Source organism: Treponema sp. R6D11 (assembly GCF_054786075.1).
This window is the reverse complement of sequence record NZ_BDHD01000829.1, coordinates 1-492: the sequence shown is the minus strand read 5'-3', so window position 1 is coordinate 492 and position 492 is coordinate 1. Positions and strand designations below refer to the sequence as shown.

Annotated in this window: 1 rRNA gene; it reads left to right on the top strand. The window is 55.9% G+C overall.

The features are described 5' to 3' along the window. A 23S ribosomal RNA gene (locus tag ACYVTD_RS16355) occupies nt 1-492 on the top strand; the annotation flags it as partial.

Genomic DNA, 492 nt, shown 5'->3' with positions numbered 1-492 from the left:
CCGAGCAGGTACGAAAGTAGGTCTTAGTGATCTGGCGGCAGCGAGTGGAAGCGCCGTCACTTAACGGATAAAAGGTACTCCGGGGATAACAGGCTGATCTTCCCCAAGAGTCCACATCGACGGGAAGGTTTGGCACCTCGATGTCGGCTCATCGCATCCTGGGGCTGAAGCAGGTCCCAAGGGTATGGCTGTTCGCCATTTAAAGCGGTACGTGAGCTGGGTTCAGAACGTCGCGAGACAGTTCGGTCCCTATCTGCCATGGGCGCTGGATGGTTGAGAGGAGCTGTTTTTAGTACGAGAGGACCGAAATGGACGAACCTCTGGTGTACCGGTTGTCCTGCCAAGGGCACGTGCCGGGTAGCTACGTTCGGAAGGGATAACCGCTGAAGGCATCTAAGCGGGAAGCCCACCTCAAGATAAACCATCCCTGGGGGTTTAACCCCCCTAAAGGTACCAGGAAGACTACCTGGTCGATAGGTTGGAGGTCTAAGC